The organism is Pseudomonas sp. EL_65y_Pfl2_R95 (assembly GCF_963971045.1).
Taxonomy (GTDB): domain Bacteria; phylum Pseudomonadota; class Gammaproteobacteria; order Pseudomonadales; family Pseudomonadaceae; genus Aquipseudomonas.
Genome location: NZ_CAXAOV010000008.1, coordinates 45,560 through 64,068 on the forward strand (window position 1 = coordinate 45,560; position 18,509 = coordinate 64,068).

The 18,509-nt window shown below is 55.2% G+C and carries 18 protein-coding genes and 1 tRNA gene; 9 read left to right on the top strand and 10 right to left on the bottom strand.

Going from position 1 to position 18,509, the window contains the following annotated elements; all coding sequences use genetic code 11:
- Positions 1–30: 30 nt before the first annotated feature.
- Genes AACY09_RS21175 through galB form a run of 4 tightly spaced genes read right to left on the bottom strand, consistent with a single transcriptional unit; the run spans position 31 to position 3,468 of the window.
- Positions 31–927 (bottom strand): NAD(P)-dependent oxidoreductase, encoded by an 897-nt coding sequence (locus AACY09_RS21175; RefSeq protein ID WP_339490865.1) that lies wholly within the window; start codon positions 925–927, stop codon positions 31–33.
- Positions 924–2,018: a 4-oxalomesaconate tautomerase gene (locus AACY09_RS21180; RefSeq protein ID WP_339490866.1), complete on the bottom strand. Its 1,095-nt coding sequence runs from the start codon at positions 2,016–2,018 to the stop codon at positions 924–926. The genes AACY09_RS21175 and AACY09_RS21180 overlap by 4 nt, the downstream gene beginning before the upstream one ends.
- A gap of 2 nt (positions 2,019–2,020) precedes the next feature.
- Entirely contained in the window at positions 2,021–2,737 is a 717-nt protein-coding gene (locus tag AACY09_RS21185) for a 4-carboxy-4-hydroxy-2-oxoadipate aldolase/oxaloacetate decarboxylase (protein WP_339490867.1), read from the bottom strand.
- Positions 2,734–3,468 carry a 4-oxalmesaconate hydratase gene (galB, locus tag AACY09_RS21190; RefSeq protein ID WP_339490869.1) on the bottom strand — a complete coding sequence of 245 codons (735 nt, stop codon included), beginning with the start codon at positions 3,466–3,468 and terminating at the stop codon, positions 2,734–2,736. Before galB ends, AACY09_RS21185 begins: the two co-directional genes overlap by 4 nt.
- Before the next feature lie 137 nt (positions 3,469–3,605).
- Here galB and AACY09_RS21195 point away from each other — a divergent pair, with 137 nt between their 5' ends.
- Positions 3,606–4,811 (top strand): LysR family transcriptional regulator, encoded by a 1,206-nt coding sequence (locus tag AACY09_RS21195; protein ID WP_339490870.1) that lies wholly within the window; start codon positions 3,606–3,608, stop codon positions 4,809–4,811.
- Positions 4,812–4,849: 38 nt separating this feature from the next.
- Here AACY09_RS21195 and AACY09_RS21200 read toward each other — a convergent pair whose 3' ends face one another.
- Together AACY09_RS21200 and AACY09_RS21205 are read right to left on the bottom strand one after the other, a co-directional pair.
- On the bottom strand, positions 4,850–6,121 hold the full coding sequence (locus AACY09_RS21200; RefSeq protein WP_339490871.1) for a gallate dioxygenase: 1,272 nt from the start codon (positions 6,119–6,121) through the stop codon (positions 4,850–4,852).
- Positions 6,122–6,130: 9 nt separating this feature from the next.
- On the bottom strand, positions 6,131–7,486 hold the full coding sequence (locus AACY09_RS21205) for an MFS transporter (protein ID WP_339490872.1): 1,356 nt from the start codon (positions 7,484–7,486) through the stop codon (positions 6,131–6,133).
- Positions 7,487–8,611: 1,125 nt separating this feature from the next.
- Here AACY09_RS21205 and AACY09_RS21210 point away from each other — a divergent pair.
- Both AACY09_RS21210 and AACY09_RS21215 read left to right on the top strand, forming a co-directional pair.
- On the top strand, positions 8,612–8,893 hold the full coding sequence (locus tag AACY09_RS21210; RefSeq protein ID WP_339490874.1) for a type II toxin-antitoxin system Phd/YefM family antitoxin: 282 nt from the start codon (positions 8,612–8,614) through the stop codon (positions 8,891–8,893).
- 11 nt (positions 8,894–8,904) lie between these two features.
- Complete coding sequence (locus AACY09_RS21215; protein WP_339490875.1) at positions 8,905–9,189, top strand: type II toxin-antitoxin system RelE family toxin; 285 nt, start codon at positions 8,905–8,907, stop codon at positions 9,187–9,189.
- Positions 9,190–9,423: 234 nt separating this feature from the next.
- Here the strand turns inward: AACY09_RS21215 and AACY09_RS21220 are convergent, their stop codons facing one another.
- Entirely contained in the window at positions 9,424–10,188 is a 765-nt protein-coding gene (locus tag AACY09_RS21220) for a 3-oxoacyl-ACP reductase family protein (RefSeq protein WP_339490876.1), read from the bottom strand.
- 120 nt (positions 10,189–10,308) lie between these two features.
- On the opposite strand from AACY09_RS21220, the gene AACY09_RS21225 reads away from it, so the two are divergent.
- Positions 10,309–11,229, top strand: a complete 921-nt coding sequence (locus AACY09_RS21225) for a LysR family transcriptional regulator (RefSeq protein WP_339490877.1) — start codon at positions 10,309–10,311, stop codon at positions 11,227–11,229.
- Between the two features lie 110 nt (positions 11,230–11,339).
- Here the strand turns inward: AACY09_RS21225 and AACY09_RS21230 are convergent, their stop codons facing one another.
- A complete protein-coding gene (locus tag AACY09_RS21230) occupies positions 11,340–12,236 on the bottom strand; it encodes a LysR family transcriptional regulator (protein WP_339490937.1) in 897 nt (298 codons plus the stop codon).
- 169 nt (positions 12,237–12,405) lie between these two features.
- Between AACY09_RS21230 and AACY09_RS21235 the strand changes: the two genes are divergently transcribed.
- From AACY09_RS21235 to AACY09_RS21255, 5 genes are all read left to right on the top strand, one after another.
- Positions 12,406–13,059 (top strand): hydrolase, encoded by a 654-nt coding sequence (locus AACY09_RS21235; RefSeq protein ID WP_339490878.1) that lies wholly within the window; start codon positions 12,406–12,408, stop codon positions 13,057–13,059.
- Between the two features lie 106 nt (positions 13,060–13,165).
- Complete coding sequence (locus tag AACY09_RS21240) at positions 13,166–13,888, top strand: nuclear transport factor 2 family protein (RefSeq protein ID WP_339490880.1); 723 nt, start codon at positions 13,166–13,168, stop codon at positions 13,886–13,888.
- Between the two features lie 156 nt (positions 13,889–14,044).
- Entirely contained in the window at positions 14,045–14,944 is a 900-nt protein-coding gene (locus AACY09_RS21245; protein WP_339490881.1) for a pirin family protein, read from the top strand.
- 243 nt (positions 14,945–15,187) lie between these two features.
- A complete protein-coding gene (locus tag AACY09_RS21250; protein WP_339490882.1) occupies positions 15,188–15,484 on the top strand; it encodes a helix-turn-helix domain-containing protein in 297 nt (98 codons plus the stop codon).
- Positions 15,481–16,722, top strand: a complete 1,242-nt coding sequence (locus AACY09_RS21255; RefSeq protein WP_339490883.1) for a type II toxin-antitoxin system HipA family toxin — start codon at positions 15,481–15,483, stop codon at positions 16,720–16,722. Before AACY09_RS21250 ends, AACY09_RS21255 begins: the two co-directional genes overlap by 4 nt.
- 196 nt (positions 16,723–16,918) lie before the next feature.
- Here AACY09_RS21255 and AACY09_RS21260 read toward each other — a convergent pair.
- Positions 16,919–16,994 (bottom strand) — tRNA-Thr (locus AACY09_RS21260).
- Between the two features lie 278 nt (positions 16,995–17,272).
- The gene (locus AACY09_RS21265; RefSeq protein ID WP_339490884.1) at positions 17,273–18,490 is read right to left on the bottom strand and encodes a methyltransferase; all 1,218 of its coding nucleotides are present in this window, start codon (positions 18,488–18,490) and stop codon (positions 17,273–17,275) included.
- Positions 18,491–18,509 lie beyond the last annotated feature (19 nt).

Below are 18,509 nucleotides of genomic sequence, written 5' to 3' on the forward strand. Positions count from 1 at the left end.
TGGCGCTCGAAGAGCCTTAGGTGAACCGCGCTACTTCTTGCGGTCTCTGAGCAGTTGCGCCAGATGTTGCCAGTCGAAGGGATTGAGATCAGCATAATGTAGGTCGTGTCTGGCTAACTCATCGACAAGGGCGCGCTGGGTCGTTGCAATCGCCCGACTCATGGTCGGCTCGATTCCTGCGCCGCATACTGTTTGCGCAACCTCTTCCATTTCCTCAGCTCGACGTCGCCCATGCTCGGCCACACGGCTAATTAGGTAATGGGGTAGGTCAGCGTCCCATCCGAGCGATGGAAAACTCTTGTGCAAGGAGGCAAGTACTTCCTGTTCAGCGCCGTAGTGGCGAGCAGTGGTCAGGCACTCGGTCGTTAAGGCTTCAAGCCCTTTTATCATGACGCTACGGCACATCTTTATCGCCGAAGCGATTCCCACCTCACAAGCAACTACACGGGTATTGAAACCCAATGCATTGAGCGCCAAAGACAATTCGTCTGCCAATGCACCGCCAAGCAACATGGGGGTTTGCAGGCGCTGTGGAGGTAACGGCGCCATCACTGCAGCGTCTACATAGCAGGCACCGCTGACGTGCAATACATTGTGTGCTGCCTGTTTGGTACTTGGTGCCACGGAGTTAATGTCCATGAACACTTGCCCTGCCTGTAGCGTTGTCGCCACTGCCTGTGCAACTGCAAGTGCTGAGCCCGCAGTGACCGCCGATATCACCAGTGCGGCGCCTTGCACCGCCTCGCCAGCGCTGGTGAATAGCTGAACGCCACTCATGGCTGCTTTTTTTTCAAGTACGGCGCGTGTTTTAGGGGTGTCGATCAAGCGGTCATAGGCTTTTACCTGAACGCCTTGAACGACCAGGTCTTGAGCCAGAATGTGACCAGCCTCCCCGTAGCCGATTAGGGTCACGACGGTCAGTCTCATATTTTCTTCAAGCTGTATTCAGGCCATGCTGCCTGGGGTACACAGACCAATCCGTCGAACAGTAGGCGAGAGGTGCGTATCAGGCCGCAGCCGATCAACTGATGGTCGCGCATACGCACTTCTACGGTGAATTCGCCGCTGGGGTGTTCGACTGAAAGGTGCTTGGTCTCGCCGTTCCCGGTGCTGGCAATTGGATACGCTACCGAGCCGTCGATCAGGCAGGCAGTTGCCACACTGACAGCGCCAAATACACCAATAGACGCATGGCAGCGATGCGGAATAAAACTACGGGTCGTGATAGTCCCGCCATCGCGCGGCGCCGCTATCAAACACATTTTCGGTACATTGCGCTGGCGAACATCGCCCAAGTTCATGAGAGGCCCAGCTTGCAGTCGAATAGACTCAAGTCGTGCCTTCAATTCAATGTCGGCATCCAGCGCCTCACGGTTTTCATAGCCTGTGCGGCCCATCGCTTCGGCACTAATGAGTACGACTGGCATGCCGTTGTCGATACAGGTGATGTCAACGCCATCAATTTGATCGCGAGCATTCCCGGTCGGCAGCATTGCGCCGCAACTTGACCCGGCGATGTCCGCGAACTCAACAATCTGCGGTGCAGCGAAGCCGGGTACCCCGTCAATTTTCGCATCACCGCTGTAGCGCACTGCCCCATCAGGTGTGGGGACGTGGGCGACAGCAATTTGGCCAGTGTTCTGCATGAAAATACGCACAGGCGTTACTTCACCGGCGACCGAAACCAGACCGCGCTCGATGGCAAAAGGGCCTACCCCAGCGAGAATATTGCCGCAGTTCTGGCCGTAATCCACCCGCGGCTCTTCGACCAGAACTTGGGCGAACAGGTAGTCAACGTCGGCGTCCTTGCGAGCCGAAAGCTGAATGATTGCAGCCTTGCTGGTGAGTGGGTCGCTGCCGCCAATACCGTCGATTTGTCGTTTGTCTGGCGAGCCCATGACGGCTAGCAGCACCGAGTCCCGCTGAGTTTGATCGGCGGGTAGGTCGTTGGCTAAGAAGTATGCACCCTTGGATGTACCGCCTCGCATCATCAGGCAAGGGATCTGGATCTGGCTCATGCTCAGGCTTCCAGCTCGGCCAGACTGTCCACATAGTGCAGGCCTTTGTCAGCGAGACGCTGGCGCATATTGTAGATATCCAGACCCAACTCGCCACTGGCAAGGCGCAGGCGTTTTTGCTCTTCGAGATCTGCGCGTTTTTGTGCAGTCGCAGCTACGGGCTCAACTTCATCATGACGCACAACAACCACGCCGTCGTCGTCGGCTATAACCACGTCGCCTGGATTGATCAGTTGACTGGCGCAGAGTAACGGCAGGTTTACTGAGCCGAGCACTTCCTTAACTGTTCCTTGGGCGCTGATTGCTCGCGACCAGACATGGAAGCCCATTTGGCGCAGGGTATGGGAATCGCGCACGCCGGCATCGATTATCAGGCCAGCAACACCACGAGCCTGTAATGATGTCGCGAGCAGGTCGCCGAAATAACCGTCGGTGCAGGGAGAACTGGGTGCGACCACCAGAATATCGCCGGGACGGCACTGCTCGACGGCGACGTGAAACATCCAGTTGTCGCCTGGCGGGACCATGACGGTTACTGCTGTGCCACTAATGGATGCGCCTTGTTGAATCGGACGGATTGCCGAGCTGAACAAACCCTTACGGCCCTGAGCCTCATGCACCGTTGCAACGCCGAGTTTTCCAAGCTGTTTGATCAGCGCCTCATCGGCGCGAGGAATATTGCGCACCACTACGCCCTGTTTACCGACCAGAGCACTCATGCCAGATTCTCCGTGACCCGTGGGAATACGCTCTGGAAACCTTCAGCGTAAATGATGTTGCGCGTACTGGTGATACCTACGTTGCGCTTGGCTTGTACGCCCCGCTGAAGGGCTACGCGTGTGTAGTACTCCCAGAGATGTTCCTGACCTGCCATGCATTGGATGGCTGCGTACTTTTTTTCCCACACATCGGTGATATCAAGGAATACGTCCGGACGCCATTCGCACTGTTCTGGCTGGTGCGGCTCGAAGGCATATACCGGAGGGGCGCCAACGATTTTTTCGCCCGGGTTATATCCTTCAGCTTGAGCGATGATGCGCGCCTCTTGAGTCAGATTCATCGCCAGCGGATGGTCGTAATTGTATGGGTCTTTCAGGGAATGGCTGAGCACAAACTCTGGTTGAACGCGGCGAAAGACATCGGCCAAACGAAATAGCGTGTCTTTATCAGCGCGCATTGGATAGTCGCCGATATCAAAAAACTCGACACTGGCGCCAAGGATATCTGCTGCGGCTTGGGCTTCTTCGCGGCGTGCGTTTTTGACCTTGCTTTCATTCATATCGCCTTTTCGCCAGAGTTTTGCCGACTCCCCACGCTCGCCAAAGGACAGGCAAACAATATGAACTGCATATCCTTGTTGAACGTGTTGGGCAATTGCTCCACCGGCACGCCAGACAAAATCGGCGGAATGAGCACTGACGACCAGAGCGGTTTTTTGTTGTTTATTCATGTCGAGGTCTCCTGCTTCGATCTCAGAAGAATGTCACTCTGATGGCCGTAACCGGTAATGCCTAAAATTGCTCTGGGTATGCGTTCTGTTTATTGTTAGCCTTGAACGGGTACCCCGTAGCGCTCAGAGGCAAGACCATGGTGAGCAGTGAACTTCCTAATCTCATGCAGGTACGCGCCTTCGTGCGCGTTGCAGAGCTGGGCAGCGTATCCAAGGCTTCAGTCGCTCTGTTCCGAGCGCAATCGGTCGTCACACGGGCTATTTCTGACCTTGAAGCGCGACTGGGAGTGGTTCTCTTCGAGCGCCATACCAATGGTATGCGGCTGACCGCGTCGGGAGAACGAGTGTTATTACGTGCCAGACGTGTGTTGGCAGAACTTGAAAGCATCCCAGAAATTCTGGGTAGCCTGTCTGGGCAAAGGGTCGAGCCGTTATATCTGTATCAAACGCGACGGCTGCAACTGTTCGTCAAACTCTGCGAAACACATCACATGCAGACGGTAGCCAGCCTGTTTGGTCTCAGCCAACCTGCGGTGAGCGCCGCTTTGAAGGTGCTTGAAAATGGCAGTGGTCATGGGCTTTTCGAGCGAACACCGCGGGGGTTGCTGCCCACTCGATCCGGTTTGGATATCCTTATTCCGATTCGCCGCGCTCTGAATGAATTGCGCCATATTGCGGCCGATCTTGCGGCTATGAACGGCGCACTGACAGGTGTGGTTCAAGTCGGTGCATTGCCATTGGGACGCACCCGAGTATTACCGGAGGCCATTGTACGAGTAATGGCCGCACACCCCAAGGTGCAGGTGGTCACCAACGAAAGCCCGTTCGATTTGCTTGCAACCGAGCTGCGTGCTGGTGACGTTGACTTCATATTCGGAGCCTTGCGCTCAGCCGACTATGCAAGCGACCTAAGCGGCGAGGCCTTGTTGACTGAAGATATGACCATCTTGGCGCGCCGTGGCCATCCATTGCTGGAGCGGTCTATTGATCTTAGCGATTTGCAGCAAGCCCGCTGGGTTCTGCCAAGAGCTGGATCGCCCGCAAGAATGATGCTCGACAACTGTTTCGAAGCGCATGGGCTGACCGCGCCTTTACCGATGGTTGAAAGCGGTGATCTGGCAATTATTCGTGGTTTGTTACTGCGCTCAGACATGCTTGCAGTCGTTTCAGCGCATCAGTTGGAATGGGAAATCCGCTCCGGCGATCTGTGCTTGTTGCCATTCAAATTGGAGCAAACCAAGCGCGCACTGGGTTTGACCTACCGTAGCGCAAGTTTGCATACGCCTGCCGCTCGCGCCCTGATGGACGCAATTCGTCAAGTTATCAGCGAACGGACAGAGTAGGGCGCTCAGAGAGCCGCCCAGTATTGCTTACTGACGGGTCAGGCTTTGTCTGAGTCGGATTTGGCCGCCACAGAGTAGCGCACTTGCTGGTTACGGGTTTTCATGAATTCTTCGGTGGTCTGGCCCCGCATGGCCGCGTAGATATCTAGATTGGATATACCTAGCACGGCACCGAGTTTTTCCATGCCAAAGAAAATGGCTCCGTATTGAATCAGCCCTCGCCAATCTCGACGGCGCAGTAGATCCCGCTCTTCCTCACTAAGAGTCGCTTCTTCAAATAAGTTGTCTGGCGCTTCGAGAAAACGCTGGCGCCACTCGGGCTGGATCATATTGCGCAAGAACTTGTTAAGACGATAGCTTTTTGCACTTCGCTCAAGCGTGAAAGGGTAGGTGCCCTCAAGCTTTTCGATGCCATCCAACTGATGCTTGATGTGTTGACGGTGACGCGCGTGCATCTCGACAGGTATCGGACGGTCCTGGTTCTCAAGTACCAAAGTGGCGATGCCAGTCATTGATGGCAAGTAATAGGACTGATGGACATTGTGCACTGATGCCGACAGGGCACCCCGCATAATGAGCCAGGTAATAACCTCTGCGCCTTCTAGTCCGCCGAGAGTTGCGTACTCAGCCAAGGTGATTTCGGTTAGGCGCTCAGGGTCATTGACCAATAGATCTATGAACTGTGCGTCCCAGTCGGGGTTGTTAAAACCACAGCGTTCGCCATGCACCTGATGCGATTGACCGCCAGTCGCTACCAGCGCAACCTTCAAATCTTCAGGGTAACTTTCAATCGCTCTGCGCAGCGCGTGGCCTAACTTGTAGCAACGTGCTGCGCTAGGAATCGGGAATTGCAACACGCCAACCTGCAATGGAACAATTTGTAACGGCCAGCTTTCTTCGCAGGGCAGCAAGGCAGACATAGGAGAGAAAAAGCCGTGATCAAGCGGCTTTTCACGAAAGAAGCTCATATCAAACTCGTCAGCCATCAGGCTCTCACCGATGTGTCTGGCCAGCGCGGCATGCCCCCCGATAGCGGGTAATTGGCGGGGGTTTCCGCCTTCGTCGGCAACCTCATAGCGGTCATCAACACCGAGCGAAAATGCACCGTAATGATCGAAGAAGAACGAAGTGACGTGATCGTTGAAGATGTAGAACAGGACATCCGGTTGTTTCTCAGCCAGCCAGGCTTTTATCGGCTCGAAACTCTCGAAGATTGGCGCCCAGGCGGCATCCTGCTGTTTGTCGTGATCCACCGCGAAGCCGATAGTGGGTGTGTGGGAAACGGCTAGGCCGCCAATAATACGTGCCATGAGAAAATCCTATTTAGCAGAAACGATCAAAGCGCTGGAAGCTGGGTGAGTTTGTTTGCGGGAGCTGTAACTGTTGGCCAATATTGCCAATGCGGCAATAAATGCGGGTATACCCAGTAGCAAGAAAAGCACTGGCAGGCTTAGGCCAAACCCCAACACTATCCCGCCAATCAGTGATCCGAATATAGCCCCGAAGCGGCCGATGCCCAGCATCCAGCTGACACCAGTGGCACGAAAATCTGTGGGGTAATAACCCGGTGCAAACGCATTCAGACCCGTCTGTGCACCGCTCATGCAAAAACCAGCAGCAAGCACGCCAACTGCCAGCAGGCTTGAGTCCAGGCTGAAGGCCCCAAGCAGAAGAATGCAGGCGCCACCCAGTGCATATGCGCTGGCAATAACCCCGTTTGGATTACGCCGGTCCATAATCCAGCCGACAATGATCGCGCCAACGGTTCCGCCGATTTGGAAGAGCCCTGTGACGGATGCTGCTCGCTCAATACTGAGACCGCCATCACGCAACAAGGTAGGTAGCCAACCCATCGTCAGATAGATCACCAGCAGGCCCATAAAGTAAGTTAGCCAAAGCGTTAAAGTTCCTAGGCGATAGTTAGCAGCGAACAGCTTGCCTACGGATGCCTTATGTTGGATTTGAGGCTCGGAAACAATGAACCTTGTGGCCGCAGTGAACCGGCCACCCATCTTGTTCAGTGCTTTTGCAATTTGGCTTGCGGGTGCCTGACGAGCTGCCAAGAAGCGTGCTGACTCAGGAAGTAGCCACCAAAGGAAAGGTAGCAATAGTATTGGCAGTACTCCGCTGACCAGAAGCACAGAGTGCCAGCCAAATTGTGGGATCAACCAGGCGGCAAGAAATCCACCAGAACCTGAACCCAGATTGAAACCGGTGAACATGATGGTGATAAGCAATGAGCGATTACGCTCCGGTAGGTATTCGGAAAGCAATGTGGTGGTGTTGGGCAGTGCCGCCCCCAGAGCAATTCCGATCAGTAATCGTAAAATGGCCAGTTCGTAAGGGTTGCGTGCAAATGCGCAAACCAAACTCAAAACGCTGAAGATAGAAACTGCACCCAAGAGGACTTTCTTGCGTCCTAAACGATCAGCATAGGGGCCGGCGGCGAGTGCACCGATTGCCAGGCCGACCATGCCTGCACTCATTACTGGACCAAATGCTGCGCGTGAAAGGCCCCAATCCTGCATTAAAGATGGCGCAATGAAGCCCATGACTGCGACATCTAATCCATCGAAAAATACGATGAGGAAACACAAGGCCAGAATCAGCCACTGATAACGCGTGATCGGTTGATTGTCGATCCAGGCTTTAACCTCGACAGTCTGATTAAGCATACCCATTCCACCTATTATTTTTGTTGGAGTGGTCGTTCCGTCTGACTTTGAAACTAAGCCATCAGATGGTGAGCCACCATACCGCGTTGAGCAGCTCGACTCTAAGTCAGAAACACTGGATTGGCGTGCAGGAAGTACTTAACCAGGTATCTTTTTTATTTATGTGGTTGCCCTGCCTGAGGGAGAGGGAAGGTATCTGCCTTGAATGACCTTCAAGATGAACTCCCTACAACGAGAACACATTGACCTTGGAAGCCTGGCTCGAAAATCTAATGGGCTTGTTCAGGAACGAGGTCGGTGAAGTCAGCTGAGTGCAGTCTTGAGGGGGAACAGAACGGGCAGAGGCGATGCTGGAGCCTGAGTGAAAGCACGTGATGGTGCATTGGTTGCAAGGTCAGGCAGGTCGGGGCGTACTCACCACTTGGCGGCATTGGATAGGATGCAGTTAATACAGCGTTAGATATGAACTTTCAGCAAGCCCGCTGGATTGTGTACTGGGGTAGTTCAGTTTGTGAAATTGCCTTCCACTTGAGCACCCGCTTGCTTTCATTATGGCCATCGATTGCATCGGAATAAACCCGCACGCTTTGCAGTCGCGATTGGCAGGCGGTGTCCGGTAGGCGAGTGGTGAATACCAGAGAAGACGATTGCCAGCCGTTGATACGCCGGAGGCAATAGGACGCCGGCCTCGGTTTACTAGTCGATGCGCAAACAGGTCTGGGCCTTGGTCTACGATGTGCCTTGGGGAAAGCTGGGAGGCTGAGGCGGGCTCAAGATTTTGTTACGTCGTGGTCTGTCGTCTAATGGTCATTGTTTAGTGGTGCGTATTATTATATGGATAATTACCCGCATTGAACTGTGTATAGTTTTGTGTATAATTATTCGTGCAGAGCCGGTAGCCCCAGCAGGACGTTGTTCGAAGTACTTTAAATCAATGGGCTCCGCCGTAAAGTGCGGGACTCTCCTAACTTGCTTCAGAGTAGGCTTGGGAATTCTTCAGTAGGCGCGTGGTAACCCGCATGGCGCCAACATTAGACTGGACGGCCCGTCAAACAGAGCCGTCCCGGGCATTTTAGTTACCCGCCCGTAATCATCGCACCCTGTAATCAGGGGCAAGGGATATCAATGACCGCACTCCTTGCACGAGCTGATCAAGCAGTGTCTGCCACGGCGATGGCCAGAAGTTTTGGCGCAAATCTGAAGAGTGTCACCAGTGGGGAGCAATCCCATTTGGTCGTCTTCAAGGATAACGAACCAGCCGCAGTGCTGATGGGAATTGACGCCTTTCAAGCCATGCGGGACGAGCTCGAAGACCTTCGCGCTGACATGCTGGCTGCCGAGCGCTTGAACAGCCTCGATGAGAATAATACGCTGAGCCATGAAGACATGGTGGCTCGCTATAAATAGCGAACCCAGCAATGATCTGGAAAGTCACTTACCACGAAGCAGTAACGCAGGACTTTGATCGACTCGGCCGAGCAGAAGCCAGAAGAGTTCTGAGGGTAGTCGAGGAGAGGATTATCAACGGGGAGCCTGACAAATCCGGTAAAGCGTTGCGTGGCCTTCTTGCTGGCTGCCGCCGGATACGGACAGGCGACCTCCGTATTGTTTACCGGATCAAAGGGACTGAGCTCGTCCTATTGTTGTGTGTGGGTCCCCGTCGAGATGACGAGGTTTATGACATAGTTAAAAGTCGAGTCTGACTGCCCAAACCCCGCTTCGGCGGGTTTTTGATTTCTACCCTGGCGGGGCATGCGGACATCGACCACGGATTCCTGGTCGATGCGCAAACAGGTGTGGCTCTTGGTTTACGATTTGCTCTAGGTAAAGCTGTGAGGACGAAGCGGGCTTTCGATTTTGATTAAGTCGTGGGCTGCCGCCTAGCACACATGACGGCAAGGCTGTCATGTGTGTGGTGCAAGATAGCGAGTGATGTCTTATGCGGCGAAACCACCGTCGATCGATAGACTGGCCCCGGTGACATAACCGGCCTCAGGCCCCGCGAGATAGGCGACGAATGCGGCGATTTCTTCGGCACGGCCGTAGCGCTCAATCGCCATCAGGCCCTTCATGGTTTCTGCGAAGTCACCGTTCTCCGGATTCATATCGGTGTCCACCGGCCCCGGCTGCACATTGTTCACCGTAATGCCGCGAGGGCCAAGGTCGCGTGCCATACCACGCGTCAGCCCGACAATGGCCGATTTACTCATGGCGTAAACACTCCCACCCGCGAAGGGCATGCGGTCAGCATTGGTGCTGCCGATGGTGATGATGCGGCCACCTTCGGTCATGTGTCGCGCGGCTTCCTGGCTGGCAATGAATACGCTGCGTACGTTGACGGCCACGGTCCGGTCGAAATCTTCCAGGCTGAAATCTTCAAGCGGTGCCATCGCCAGTACACCGGCATTGTTCACCAGGATATCGATCCGTTTGAAGTGGCTTACCGTCTGGCTGACGGCAGCACGTACTGCGTCGGCGTCACCGCTGTCGGCCTTGATGGCAAGGGCACGGCCGCCGGCCGCTTCTATAGTTCGTACCAATTCGGCAGCTTTGTCCGCCGCGCTTACATAGGTGATAACTACAGCCGCACCTTCGTGGGCCAGACGCTTGGCGATAGCGGCGCCGATGCCCCGCGAGCCGCCTTGGATTAGGGCGACTTTGCCAGTGAGGTTGTGACTGCTGGGAGAGGTAATATTCGACATGCTCGTGGCTCCGATTGAACGGGCGACTTGCCCGGATGAAACGAGTATCTGCCGCCGATTGCATATTGATAAGCCATCAATCACTCTATTCACTCGATCCTTTTGGTTTATGGTGACGCCATGGAAACGCTCGTGGGGCTCGACTGTTTTGTGCGCAGCGCTGAGGCAGGAAGTTTTGCCGAGGCCGCACGCCGCCTGGGGATAACGCCCGCCGCTGTGGGTAAGAACGTGGCCAAGCTGGAGGCCAGTGTCGGTGTACGCCTGTTTCAGCGCAGTACCCGCAGCCTGACCCTGACTGAAGCTGGCGAGCGCTTTCTGCTCGAAGTCCGCGGCGGCCTGAGCACCATTCAGCACGCGGTTGCCAACCTGGCGAGCGCCGCCGGCCAGCCAGCTGGTACGCTCAAGGTCAGCATGGGCGTTACCTTTGGTCGTGATTACGTCGTGCCGATGCTGGATACCTTTCTGCAGCGCTACCCGGCGATAACGCCCGATTGGCATTTTGATAACAGCCCGGTCGACCTGATCGCTCAAGGCTTCGATGCCGCCATCAGTGGTGCGATGGAGCTCTCGCCCGGAGTGGTGGCTCGCAAGTTGGCGCCCGCCCGCCGGGTCCTGGTCGCCTCGGCCGGTTATCTGGATGCTGCTCCGCCTGCGTCGGTACCGAGCGATCTGGCGAAACATGCCGGCATCCTGCTCCGCTCGCCGCAAACGGGGCGAGTCCGACCTTGGACGCTACGCAATCACAGCAACGCAGAAGCAGCTATCGAACTGCCGGTACGCATTACCATGACCGACCCGGATGCCGCCTGCCGCACAGCGCAAATGGGGTTGGGGGTCGCCCTAGTCAGCCTGCCGCACGCCCTTCCTTATCTCGACCAAGGCAGCCTGGTGCGGGTTCTACCCAATTGGTATGTGGATGCGGGGCATATAGCGGTGTACTTCTCTGCGCATAAATTACTGCCGGCGAAAACTCGCGCCTTCGTGGACTGCTTGGTCGAGCATTTTAAATCACAGAATCTGGCTGAACGCTTTTCCTGCTGAGCAAGACATCTAGAGCAGGTCACAGCAAAGGACCTGAAGCAGTTCTTGATGAACGGCACTAATGGGCTCTAAGTGTGGAAAGGAACCTCGGTGAATTCCTATTATTCATCTCAAACTGCCAGGGCACCGGCTTGGTATGGGCTCTCTTTCAGATATTCGATTAGCAGTTCAGTAAGGACTCGAATTTTTCGTGCGGGATGCTGACCTGGCGGGCGGATGAGGTAGGCACCTGCCGGAGGCGGTGGGTAGGCTGACATGATTGGAACCAGCGTACCGGCTGCCAAATGTGCATGGGTGAGGCAATCCGGGAGATAAGCAATACCGAGACCTGCTGCTGCGGCGGCGGTGAGAGCTGTACCGTTGTCTGCTTTGAAGCGCCCCTGTGGACGAACCGCAATAACTTTATCGCCATCCATAAACTGCCACGCTTCTGTGCCTTGCATGAGCGCTTGATGGGTGACGATTTGATCCGGTGTTTCAGGTGCACCATGGGCTGCGATATAGGCCGGGCTTGCCACAAGCTTTCCGCGCATGGGGCCGACGCATCTGGCGATCAAATTAGAATCCTGAAGATAACCAACGCGTATCGCGCAATCGTAACCCTCGGCGATGAGATCAACGAAGCGGTCACTGTAGTAGGTGTGGATGTGAAGCCGAGGATGGAGCCGCGCCATTTCCTCTAGCACTGGGGCAAAGTGAGTTGGGCCGAAAGAAAGCGGTGCAGAAACGCGTAAGCGACCGCGAAGTTCACCGGCGGGCAGGATTGCTTCTCTCGCCACGTCGATCTCGCTGCAGGCTCGTGCTGCATAGTCCCGGAACGTAGCACCGGCCTCTGTGAGAGCGGCTCCTCGCGTTGATCGTGTCAACAATTGGACACCCAGTTCCGCCTCAAGCCGCAACAGTCGCCGGCTAACGATTGACTTGGAAAGGCCCAGTCGACGCGCTGCGGGTGAGACGCCTCCTGCATCAGCAACCTCAACGAATGTCTGTAGATCTTCGATATCCAGTGCAGTGCTCCTTGCTGTGCTTGCTCGTTCCCGATTCTGCGACACAGCGTAGCAGTTGAGGACGGTACCGCAGCATAAGTGGAAGTGGCAGTGTTTCTCAGGCGGCGGCGTAGTCTGCGCTGGCCCCTAGACGTATCAATCTTACTCAAAACAGCAGCAGAGGATACTCATGACTTTTCGTAATGGCCTTGCTTCGCTTCTTCGTCCAGAAGACTCGGTACTCGTTCTGATAGACCATCAGCCTTACCAACTCGCGAACGTGAACAGCCACGAACCGCAGATGGTAATCAACAATACCGCCGGGCTGGCAAAGGCTGCTAAGGCCTTTGGTGTACCTACCATTCTGACGACTGTGATCGCTGATCGGGGCGGTCTTCTTTTTCCTCAGATTACTGAAGTGTTTCCGGATCAAGAGGTGATCGACAGGACATTTATCAACACGTGGGAAGATCCAAAGGTAGTGGACGCGGTCAAGGCGACAGGCCGCAAGCAATTGGTCATTGCTGGCTTGTGGACTGAGGTATGCGTCGCGATGCCTGCGATCCAGGCGCTCGGCGAAGGTTGGGATGTCACTGTAATCACCGATGCGTCGGGGGCGGTTTCGGTTGAGGCTCACAACATCGCCATCCAGCGGATGATTGCGGCCGGTGCAAACATGATGACTTGGTTGGCGCTGGCAGCCGAATGGCAACGTGATTGGGCTCGGGTTGAGAGCGCCGTCAAGCTTACTGAGGTGATTCAACAGCACGCCGGCGGTAGCGGTATTGCATACCTATGGGAGCAACAGTTGCTTAATACGCCGGTGCCAAGCAACGCAGGCTGATTTGAACGAGATGGCGAGACTTGAGTCTCGCTACCTCTCCCGCGAGGGGGGGCTGGGCAACGGCCGCTAGTGCTATTGGCTAATCAAAGCCCTCAAAGAAAGGATTATGAACATGGTGATGCATGGTTTTCCCGTGGGCTTGGAAATGGATGTTATCTATCCCAACTTTCAAGTCAGCCTGAGGTTGATCTCAAATAACCAATTGCGGTTTGAGATCAAGGATGGTCCGTTCGCTCGGGCCAAGTTTGTCGATATCCAAGTCGTGCCACTTGGCAATAGCATCTACGCGGTTAGTTGGCAGGAAGAGGACGGTGCTACAGTCACCAATGTTCAAGATTACGATCGCGGTCTAGTCCACTCGTACGCAACGTTGCCTGACGGTCAGTTTCTGCGAATGAGCGGGACAGTCGTAATCACTCATCCTGCCGACGTTGTTTTTGATGATCGTCCTCAGCACAACAAGTCGTTAGTGCTTGAGGCGATGACCGCACTGTTCCAGCGTCATGAGACATCGGCGGTTGAACGCCTCTATGCTGTTAATTACATCCAGCACAACCCCGTGATTCCGCAAGGTCGCGATGCCTTGAAGGCGTTGGTCGCTGACCTGTCGCAGGACGTCTACTATGAACCTGGCCTGATGGTTGCTGAAGGTGATTTCGTCGCCATACACGGCCGTATCCGCGGCTGGGCCGAGGTGCCGCAGGTGGTCGTCGATATCTTTCGCATTGAAGCGGGCAAGCTGGCTGAGCATTGGGACGTATTGCAGAATGAAGTGCCCCTGATGGCCGAGCTTGGCGGCATTTCGATGTTTGGCCCTGGCGAGCTCTAGCGCCGTCCCTGAGCTGGCACGGTGAAATGTGTGCGGTGATCAATGCCCAAAGCCCCAATTCCATAAATAGCACACAGGCACATTGGCAATTCGCGTCCAGCTACCCGCAGATATTCCAACATCGCAGATGGCAATCACCGAAACAGGAGAGCCGAAATGATTGAGATGGTTATTGAGCAGCGACGTCGCAGCCTCGGCGGCGGCATGGAAGTTGGCCGTGTCTTGCCGTTCGTAAAGCAACGCATGGTAGGCCCCTTTATCTTCTTCGATCATATGGGACCGCTCGATATCGCACCGGGTGTGGATCGCAGCATGGACGTTCGACCGCATCCGCACATTGGCCTGTCAACCGTGACCTATCTCTACTCCGGTCAGGTGATGCACCGCGACAGTCTTGGCTATGAACAGATGATCAGGCCGCAGGAAGTTAACTGGATGACCGCAGGGCGTGGCATTACTCATAGTGAGCGCTTCGAGCATGCGCGTGCGCATGGCGATCATCTGCACGGCATCCAGGCTTGGGTGGCGCTGCCGACGGAGTATGAGGAAATCGCGCCATCCTTTTCGCACCATGCTGGCTGTGATCTGCCGCAGTGGAGCGACGCAGGCGTGGCTGGGCAGCTGATTGCTGGCAGCGCCTATGGTCTGACTGCCGGTGCTGAAACGCATTCGCCACTTTTCTATGCACATCTCGACATGTCGCCGGGTGCGACCGCTGAGATTCCGAGTGGACACAAGGAACGTGCACTCTACATTGCGACCGGTGCGGTGGAGTTGGCGGGCACGCGTTTTGAAAGCGGCAGGATGTTGGTGCTGGGACCGGCCGCTTCACGCGTGCTCGCCCTGGAGCATTCCCGGGTTATGGTCCTTGGCGGTGAGCCCATTGGCGAGCGGTTCATTTACTGGAATTTCGTCTCATCCTCGCAAGACAGGCTCGCGCAGGCGGCGTCGGATTGGGCAGCAGGCAAGATGAAACTGCCCGATGCCGACGATGAGGAATTCACTCCGTTGCCTGACGAACCCGTCCCGTCAACGCCGGTCAAAAAAGAGCTTTGACGGTGGGTGCTCCCGGCTTTGACTGAGGCAAGCCAAGCCTGTTGGCTGTGGCGAATTTCAGTGTCCAGTCCTGAAATAGGTGTAAATCTATTTCAGGACTGGACACTAGACAAAAATAAATCTGTCCCCGTTTTGTTAATATAAATAAAAGCTCATAAGTGACCTATTATTATCAGTTAATTGAAATAATGGTCTATAAATGAGCTATTATTATGTTTAAGAATGGTTGGCAGGGTATCTGTGATGGCACTCACTCATATGCTTTTCTCTCCAAGCGAACTGGCCCAGCGGGTCGGTGACAACGCTCGCGCGTTGCGTTTGGCGCATAACCTTTCGCGCAAAACATTGGCGGAGCGTGCCGGGGTTTCAGAGTCAACCATCAAGCGCTTTGAAACGACTGGGCAAATCACTCTGGATGCACTGGTGCTGTTGGCCTCATCTCTGGGCGTGGCGCAGCAGCTGTCTGGGTTGTTTGCGCAGACGCAGCCGTTCTCTTTGAATGAACTCAAGCAGAGCGGGCGAGCCCGGGGGCGCAAATGAAGAACGTAGCATCGGTCGAGGTGCTGCTGTCCGGCGTGCGCGTGGGTGAGCTGGTCTCGGTACCTCGGCGCGGGACTTTTTTTGCCTACGACGAGCGGTGGTTAGCGACGGGCTTTAATCTCTCGCCGCTGAACATGGCGTTCAACTCCGCTCCGCAAGCCGCGCCGGATCTTCATCTGTTCGGCGGGTTGATGGGCGTGTTTGCCGATTCTCTGCCGGATGGCTGGGGCATGCTGCTGATGGACCGCTTTTTCCTGCGTGAGCGTGGCATTGATCGGCGTGCTGTCACCTCACTGGATCGGCTGGCTTATATGGGCAGCCGCGGCATGGGGGCGCTGGAATATCAACCTGTACTCGATAAGACCGAGGTCGATTCCTCGCTTGATCTTGAGCGCTTGTACCAGGCTGCACTTGAGATCTACGACGGCTATACCGAAACAACATTGGATGCTTTGCGCCTAGCAGGCGGATCGCCTGCCGGAGCGCGCCCCAAGGTGGTAGTGGCCTTGTCGCGTGACAAGCAGCGTTGTGCGTCGCCATTCAAAACGTTAGTCGAAGGGTACGAGCATTGGTTGGTGAAGTTTCGCTCGCCTGAAGAGCACCGTGACACGGGAGCTATTGAATACGCCTATGCGCAAATGGCCCGGAAGGCTGGGGTCGAAACGGCAGAATCCGCCCTTATAAATGTGCAGGCTGGGAACGGTTTAGAGCGCTTCTTTGCCGCGAAGCGGTTTGATCGTGACGGTGAACGCAAGATCCACATGCTGACGGCTTGCGGCATCCTCTACGCCGATTATCGAACTCCTTCGCTGGATTATGGCGACCTGTTGCGCGCAACCTGGGCCATCACGGGGCATGCTGGCGAGGTGGAGAAGATGGCGCGATTAATGATATTCAACGCGCTCGCACACAATCACGATGACCATTCAAAGAACTTTGCGTACCTGTTTGATCAAGGACGCTGGATGTTATCTCCTGCTTATGACCTCACCTTTGCACGGGTACATGGCATGGCTGACGAGCACACGACTGCCTTTGCTGGGGTAGGGCTGCCGACGCGCAAGGTATTGCGTAAGGTCGGTGAGAGTTTCAGCTTTTTAAAAGTGGATCAATACATCGAGCAGACATTGGAGGCGCTAGCGGGTTGGCCTGGGCTGTGTCGTGAACTCGACGTTGCCGGTCAGCAGGAAGCTGAAATACAGGTTGCGCTGGAACAAGTGCGGACTGGGCTTGGCTAGGCGCTCGCCTGAATTGCTTAGAGGTATACCAAGGAGGGGCGACTGCTTCGCCGACTCATTTGCCAGGATGCACTGGCGCGGGGTTTTCCTAACCGGGCAGGTGGTCGGTAACAGGTAGCAGATCCTTGCCCCAAACATGCCCAAACCGAATCGCAGGCACAAAAAAGGCCCACATTTCTGTGGGCCTTTCTGTATTTGGTGCCGGCACCAAGAGTCGAACTCGGGACCTACTGATTACAAGTCAGTTGCTCTACCAACTGAGCTATACCGGCATTTGTGGGGCGCATTATATAGATAAGTTTGTGCCTGACAAGGGGTTTTAGTGGAGTTTTTTGCTCGTCTGGCTATGAACAACAAAATCCTTATGCACAATTGGTCAGTAACTAATCAGTTGGTACGGGGTAAATGTGCTTGTCATCACATTGTCATGCAAGCTTATGTTTTCGTTAGCAATTAGCTAATGGCCGAAAAAAAGCAGAATTTTACCTGATGGATGGCAGGGCCTTTGGAGCTGCGTTTGCAGAATCTATCAACAAAGTTATCCACAGCTTCAGTGGGCAGAGGCGATACGTTCGGCGAGCAGCATAAGGTTACGGGGTGTTAGCTCGCGCGAGCAGAAAGTGCCGAGCTGAACGGCGTAGCCGCGCTCGTGTAAGTACAGCGCGCGGTCGATTAATAACCATAGCTCCAATGGGCGGCGAAACAGGCCGCGTAGAAGTTCCAGATTGCGTACCTGCGCCAATAATTGCCAGCCTTTGGCTTCAAGTTTTGGCCAGTCGGTAGTGGCGGGTGGAGGCGCGATATTTTTCAGCTGGGCTAAGTCGATACAGAAATCGGCGAAGGGTTTTTTAAGCCAGGCAGGCGCTAGCGATGGGGTCGGTAAATATTGATCTAGGCCACGGATTTCGCGCTGTAGAGCGTCAAAGGCCAAGCGTCTGGCCATGGATATATCACGCTGTCGGCGTACCCGAGAGCCGGCGGTTACGGTCTCGCTGAGGGGCAAGCCGAGGTCTTGGATAGACAGTTCAAGCTGGGCGGCTTGGGCCAGTTTTGACAGCGGTTGATAGTGGCTGGCACTGATGCGGTTGTAGCAGCAAGGTGCGATCGCAAGCTTTTGGCATCCGGTCGCGCTAGCCAGTTCAATCAAGCGAATGTGCAGGTCGCCACAGGCGTGCAGCGCCACCGGTGTGTGCTCGATTTTGAGGCGCTCGCCGGTATTAATCGCCAGCACATCTTGCTCAATATGCTGGGCATTAATGCCTAGCTTCAGACTTAGCTGCGCACCTTTATCCACAAGCTCGGGGTCGTACTCAAAACAGCTTAAAGGTTGCCCTTGGCGAGCCAGTAAGCGCCCGAGATGGCCCTTGCCTGAGCACCAGTCTAGCCAGTGCTGGGTGGGCTTGGAAAAGCTCAGGCTATTGGCGAATGCCTGAATCTGCTGCCATTTACGCCCGGGGATGTCGTTGCTTAAACGATTGGGTAGTTCGGGGAGGACTATCTGCGGCAGCGGGGCAATGTTGCACAGCGCTTGCGCCTGTTGTGCCAGGCTAGCAAAGGGCTCTGGAGCCTCCAGTTGGTGCGGTTGCGCCTGAGCGCGTTCGGCATCGGCTAGGCTGCGGGATTTCAACCAAGTCGCCAGCTCCGCATGTGTTTGCTCCCATGCCATGGGCCGATCACTAAAGGGGCGCGGGCGCCACAGTGTTTGATGATCGCTCAGGAAACGATTGAGCGCGGCAAAGTGCTCGGCTAAATCGTTGGCTGGTGTCATTTGGGTGTCTCGGTAGGGG